This window comes from uncultured Aquincola sp., assembly GCF_964001545.1.
Lineage (GTDB): Bacteria > Pseudomonadota > Gammaproteobacteria > Burkholderiales > Burkholderiaceae_C > Aquincola.
Map to the genome: position 1 here is coordinate 1 of NZ_CAXFDV010000731.1, position 5,938 is coordinate 5,938.

General features: G+C 70.3%; 6 protein-coding genes. 4 read left to right on the plus strand and 2 right to left on the minus strand.

What is annotated here, in order from left to right; all coding sequences use genetic code 11:
- The first annotated feature begins 261 nt into the window (after nucleotides 1–261).
- Genes modA through ABNT58_RS25655 form a run of 4 tightly spaced genes read left to right on the plus strand, consistent with a single transcriptional unit; the run spans nucleotide 262 to nucleotide 3,301 of the window.
- Complete coding sequence (gene modA, locus ABNT58_RS25640; RefSeq protein ID WP_348756211.1) at nucleotides 262–1,011, plus strand: molybdate ABC transporter substrate-binding protein; 750 nt, start codon at nucleotides 262–264, stop codon at nucleotides 1,009–1,011.
- Nucleotides 1,008–1,706, plus strand: a complete 699-nt coding sequence (modB, locus tag ABNT58_RS25645) for a molybdate ABC transporter permease subunit (RefSeq protein WP_348756212.1) — start codon at nucleotides 1,008–1,010, stop codon at nucleotides 1,704–1,706. The genes modA and modB overlap by 4 nt, the downstream gene beginning before the upstream one ends.
- A 6-nt stretch (nucleotides 1,707–1,712) precedes the next feature.
- Entirely contained in the window at nucleotides 1,713–2,480 is a 768-nt protein-coding gene (locus ABNT58_RS25650) for an ATP-binding cassette domain-containing protein (RefSeq protein ID WP_348756213.1), read from the plus strand.
- Complete coding sequence (locus ABNT58_RS25655; protein ID WP_348756214.1) at nucleotides 2,480–3,301, plus strand: TOBE domain-containing protein; 822 nt, start codon at nucleotides 2,480–2,482, stop codon at nucleotides 3,299–3,301. Before ABNT58_RS25650 ends, ABNT58_RS25655 begins: the two co-directional genes overlap by 1 nt.
- A gap of 108 nt (nucleotides 3,302–3,409) precedes the next feature.
- Here the strand turns inward: ABNT58_RS25655 and ABNT58_RS25660 are convergent, their stop codons facing one another.
- Both ABNT58_RS25660 and gudD read right to left on the minus strand, forming a co-directional pair.
- The gene (locus ABNT58_RS25660) at nucleotides 3,410–4,510 is read right to left on the minus strand and encodes an SMP-30/gluconolactonase/LRE family protein (protein WP_348756215.1); all 1,101 of its coding nucleotides are present in this window, start codon (nucleotides 4,508–4,510) and stop codon (nucleotides 3,410–3,412) included.
- A 36-nt stretch (nucleotides 4,511–4,546) separates the two neighbouring features.
- Nucleotides 4,547–5,881: a glucarate dehydratase gene (gene gudD / locus ABNT58_RS25665; protein WP_348756216.1), complete on the minus strand. Its 1,335-nt coding sequence runs from the start codon at nucleotides 5,879–5,881 to the stop codon at nucleotides 4,547–4,549.
- Between the last annotated feature and the right edge of the window lie 57 nt (nucleotides 5,882–5,938).

Consider the following 5,938-nt stretch of genomic DNA (forward strand, 5'->3'; position numbering starts at 1 on the left):
TCTCCTGTGATTGATCCGGCCTGCGAAGGCTACGCAGCGCCGGCTTGGCTGGATGCAAGCGTAGCCGCTGGCGGTGACCTTGGCCGGGCCGCGCGGGAATGCCCGGCCGGGGCGCTGGGGGTGCACCCGGAGAGACCGGGCGCTCTGTTATGTACAGGGGTGCATAACGATGACGACTCGGGGCATTGCGTCTCTCTGCCAGGGCCAAGGGCAACCGATGCCTATACTGCTTCACATCGCCCTTTCCTTTGCATCACCGGCATGAAGTTTCAACTCCTGCCCTCGCTCGCGCTGCTGTTCGGCCTTGGCAGCACGCAGGCGGCCGATCTCACCGTCTCGGCCGCAGCCAGCCTGAACAACGCCTTCCAGGAACTGGCGCCCGCCTTCGAGGCTTCACATCCGGGTACGCGGCTGCAAACCAACTTCGCGGCTTCCGGCGCCCTGCTGCAGCAGATCGCCAGGGGCGCGCCGGTGGACGTGTTCGTCAGCGCCGACCAGTCCACGATGGACCAGGCGCAGGCCCAAGGCCTGGTCAAGGCCGAGCAGCGGCGCAACGTGGTCAGCAACACGCTGGTGCTCATCGTGCCGGCCGGCAGCCCCCAGCAGCCGCGCAGCCTGGCCGACCTCACCCAGCCGGCCTACCCGCGCGTGGCCATCGGGCTGCCGGCCAGCGTGCCGGTGGGCCGCTACACCCAGCAGGTGCTGCAGGCCGCCGGGCTGTGGACCGCCATCGAGCCGCGCATCATCGGCGCCAACAACGTGCGCCAGGCGCTGGACTACGTGGCCCGTGGCGAGGTGGATGCCGGCTTCGTCTACGCCACCGATGCGGCGCTGGTGCCGGGCAAGGTGAAGGTGGCCTTCACCGTGCCCACGGCGCAGCCCATCCTCTACCCCGCCGCGCCGGTGGCGGCCAGCCCGCAGCCCGCGCTGGCGCAGCAGTTCGTGCAATGGCTGCTGAGCCCGCCGGCACAAGCGGTGCTGGCGCGCCATGGCTTCGGGCAGCCGCGTTGAGCGACGGCCTGGGTCCCCCGTTCAGCGGCGCGCTGGTGCCGCTGCTGCTCACGCTCAAGGTGGCGGGCTGGGCCACCGCCATCAACCTGGTGCTGGGCATCGGGTGCGGTCTGCTGCTGGCGCGGGCGCGCTTTCCCGGCCGCGACCTGCTGGACGCCGCGCTCACGCTGCCGATGGTGATGCCGCCCACCGTGCTGGGCTACTACCTGCTGGTGCTGATCGGCACCCAGGGGCCGCTGGGCGGCTGGCTGCTGCAGCACTTCGGCATCCGGCTGATCTTCAGCTGGCAGGCGGCGGTCATCGCGGCGGCGGTGGTCTCGTTTCCGCTGGTGTTCAAGGCCGCGCGCGCCGCGTTCGAGACCGTCGACCCGCAGCTGGAAGACGCCGCCCGTTCGCTGGGCCTGCGCGAAGCCGCGGTGTTCTTCCGCGTCACGCTGCCGCTGGCCTGGCGCGGCATCCTGGCCGGGCTGTTGCTGGCCTTTGCGCGGGCGCTGGGCGAATTCGGCGCCACCTTGATGGTGGCCGGCAGCATCCCGGGCAAGACGCAGACGCTGTCGATCGCGGTGTACGAAGCGGTGCAGGCCGGCCAGGACGACGTGGCCAACTTCCTGGTGGGCGTGACCTCGCTCACCTGCATCGCGGTGCTGCTGGCTGCCGGCCGGCTCGCGCCCGGGCGTGTGCTGGCGCGCGGGTGATGCGGCATGCCTGAGACCGTGATGCACACCGCCGGCCTGGACCGCCCAGCGCCCCTGCCCCCACCCACCGCCCCCACCGCCGCGCCGCTGCGGTGGAACGTGCAGTTGCAGCGCCGCCTGCGCCACGGTGCGCAGACCTTCCAGCTCGACGTCGCCTTCGCGCTGGCACAGCCACATGTGGCCCTGGTCGGCCCTTCCGGCGCCGGCAAGACGCAGACACTCAAGCTCATCGCCGGCATGGCCCGTCCCGATGCCGGCCGCGTGGCCATCGGCGCCCGGGTGCTGCACGACAGCGCGGCCGGCATCAACCTGCCGGCGCGCGAACGGCGGCTGGGCTATGTGTTCCAGGACTACGCGCTGTTTCCGCACCTCACGGTGCGGCAGAACATCGGCTTTGCGCTGCGGCGCGGCTGGTTCAACCCGGCGCGCGGGGCCGATGCGCCGCAGGTGGACCGCTGGGTGCGCGCCTTCCACCTGCAGGCCATCGTTGACCATTACCCGCACCAGATCTCGGGCGGCCAGCGCCAGCGCACCGCGCTGGCCCGCGCGCTGGTGACGGAGCCCGATGCGCTGCTGCTGGACGAGCCCTTCGCCGCACTCGACCGGCCGCTGCGCCAGGCCCTGCGCCGCGAGCTGCTGGACCTGCGCGCCGATGTGGCCGTGCCCACGCTGCTGATCACCCACGACGACGAAGACGCCGAGCTGCTGGCCGATGCGGTGGTGCCGCTGCAGGCCGGGCGGGTGGTGGCGACCGAGCCGGAGGTCGTGCGCTGATGGCCCGCCACGCCAAGCGCCCCGAACGCCCGCGCCTGGGCGGCGAGCTGTGGGTCGATTGCGGCACCGAGCGGGTGGCTGGCGCGGCCCGCATGGCCTTGCTGCGTGCGGTGGCCGATGGCGGCTCGCTCACCCGCGCCGCGCAGGCCGTGGGCCTGAGCTACAAGGGCGCATGGGACGCCATCGAGGCGATGAACCGCGCGGCCGGCCAGCCGCTGGTCGAACGCAGCGCGGGCGGCCGTGGCGGCGGATCGACCCGCCTCACCGACCACGGCCGGCAGCTGGTGGAACGTTATGAGCAGGTGGCCGCGGTGCACCAGCGGCTGCTGCAGCTGCTGGACGAAGAAGCCTTCGACCTGCAGGCCGAGGTGTCGCCAACGAGGTGGATGATCTTGAAGACCAGTGCCCGCAACCAGTTCAACGGCCGCGTCACCGCCATCCGCGCCGGCGCGGTGAACGACGAAGTGGAGATCAGCGTGGACCACGGCCCGCGGGTGGTGGCCACGGTGACCCGCGACAGCACCGACGCGCTGGGCCTGCGGCTGAACATGCCGGCGGTGGCACTGGTCAAGGCCTCGTCGGTGATGCTGGCCACCGACGTGGACGGCATGCGCCTGTCGGCCCGCAACCAGTTCGCGGGCGTGGTGCGCCAGGTGCAGCCCGGCGCGGTGAACAGCGAAGTGACGCTGGACCTGGACGTCGGCGGCAGCGTCACCGCCATCGTCACCCAGTCCAGCGTGCAGGCCATGGGCCTGACCGCCGGCGGACGCGCCACCGCCTTCTTCAAGGCGGGCAGCGTGATCGTGGCGGTGAGCGCGTGAAGCCCGGGGCGCGAGCGCAGCGAGCCGATGTGATCATTCAGCCGCCGGGCCGCCCCAAGGCTGAATGCTCCCCCACGGGGGGGCGCGAGCGTAGCGAGCTTGGGGGCTCTATGTAGCCCCATGCGCTTCGACGTACAGCGCGTAGATGGAGTGGCTGCTGGCCATGTACAGCCGGTTGTTCTTCGGCCCGCCGAAACACAGGTTGGCGCAGCGCTCGGGCAGGCGGATGTGCGCCAGCGGCTTGCCCTGCGGGCTGAACACACGCACGCCGTCCAGGTCTTCGGGCTGGCCCTTGAGCGGGTAGACCGCGCGGCCGTTCATCTGCACCGGCTCGGCGGCCAAGGCGCCGTTGCTGCCCCAACCGCACCACAGATTGCCGTCGCGGTCGACGCGGAAGCCATCGAGCGCGCCCTGGTCGGTGGCGTCGATCAGCTTGGTCTTGTTGCTCAGGCTCACGCCGTCGGCGCCCACGTCGTAACGCCAGATGCTGCGGTTGGGCGTGGGCTTCCACTCGACCACGTACAGGTGCTTCTCGTCGGGTGAAAAGGCCAGGCCGTTGGGGTTGACCAGGTCGGTGATCACCGCGCTGATGCGGCCATCGGCGGCGATGCGGTAGACGTTCGTGCCGGCCTGTTCCGGCTTGGCGCGCGAGCCTTCCCATTCGCCGTTGATGCCGAACAGCGGGTCGGTGAACCACACGCTGTCGTCGGACTTGACCACGATGTCGTTCGGCGCATTCAGGCGCTTGCCCTCGAAGCTGTCGGCCAGCACGGTGATGCTGCCGTCGCGCTCGGTGCGGGTGACGCGGCGGGTCACCGAATGCTCGCAGGTCACCAGCCGGCCCTGGCGGTCGCGGGCGTTGCCGTTGGCGTAATTGGCATTGGCACGGAACACGCTCACGCTGCCATCGCGCTCGCTGTACTTCATGATGCGGTTGTTGGGGATGTCGCTCCACAACAGGTAGCCGCCTTCGGGAAAGTACACCGGCCCTTCGGCCCAGCGCATGCCGCTGGCCACCTGCTCCACCGTGCTGCTGTAGATGCGGTACTTGGCGAACGACGGGTCCAGGATCTGCACCGCCGGGTCGGGGTAGCGCTGGTGGGGCTTGAACTCGAACACCTGCGCCAGCGCGCTGCCGCCGGTGGCGGCCAGGCCGGTGGCGGCCGCGGCTTGCATCAGGCGGCGGCGCTGCGTGTTGATCGGCTTCATCGTGGGTCTCCTCGTTGTTGTGGTTGACGGCGTTGTTCAGCGGTCCAGCGCCGGGCGCTTGGGGTTGAAGGTCCAACCGGGGATCAGGTACTGCATCGCCACCGCATCGTCGCGCGAGCCCAGGCCGTGCTGGCGGTACAGCTGGTGGGCCTTCTCCACCTCGGCCATGTCCAGCTGCATGCCCAGACCCGGCGCCTTGGGCACCTGCACCAGGCCGCCGCGGATCTGCAGCGGGTCGGTGGTCAGGCGCTGGCCGTCCTGCCAGATCCAGTGGGTGTCGATGGCGGTCACGTTGCCTGGGGCGGCAGCGGCCACATGGGTGAACATCGCCAGCGACACGTCGAAGTGGTTGTTGGAATGCGAGCCCCAGGTCAGGCCCCAGTCGCGGCAGGTCTGGGCCACGCGCACGCTGCCGGCCATGGTCCAGAAGTGCGGGTCGGCCAGCGGAATGTCGACCGACTGCAGCGACAGCGCATGCGTCAGCTGCCGCCAGTCGGTGGCGATCATGTTGGTGGCCGTGGGCAGGCCGGTGGCACGGCGGAATTCGGCCATCACTTCGCGGCCCGAGAAGCTTTCTTCGGCGCCGCAGGGGTCTTCGGCATAAGCCACCACGCCGCGCATGTCGCGCATCAGGCGCACCGCATCTTTCAGCAGCCAGCCGCCGTTGGGGTCCAGCGTGACGCGGGCCTTCGGAAAGCGCTCGTGCAGCGCGCGGATGGCTTCGATCTCTTCTTCCGCCCGCAGCGCGCCGCCCTTGAGCTTGAAGTCGTTGAAGCCATAGCGCTGGTAAGCCGCCTCGGCCAGCCTGACCACGGCATCGGGCGTCATCGCCTGCTCATGGCGCAGGCGCAGCCAGTCGTCGGCTTCATCCGGCTGGCTGTCGTAGGCCAGGTCGGTCTTGGTGCGGTCGCCGATGAAGAACAGGTAGCCCAGCATCTCCACCGCATCGCGTTGCTGGCCTTCACCCAGCAGGGCCGCCACCGGCAGGTTCAGGTGCTGGCCCAGCAGGTCGAGCATTGCCGATTCCACCGCGGTGACCGCGTGGATGGTGGTGCGCAGGTCGAAGGTCTGCAGGCCGCGGCCGCCGGCGTCGCGGTCGGCGAAGGCCTGCTGCAGCGTGCGCAGCAGGCCGGCATGGCTGCCCACCGGCTGGCCCACCACCAGCGGGCGGGCGTCTTCCAGCGTCTGGCGGATCTTCTCGCCGCCCGGCACCTCGCCCACGCCGGTGCGGCCGGCGCTGTCGGTCAGGATGAGCAGGTTGCGGGTGAAGAACGGCCCGTGCGCGCCGCTGAGGTTCAGCAGCATGCTGTCGCGGCCGGCGACGGGGATCACCTGCAGCGCGGTGATCAAGGGTGTTGAAGAGAGGCTCATGGCAAGGTCCAGGTCTTAATCAGCGGTGATTTTTCCGGTCTCGATCACCTTCTTCCA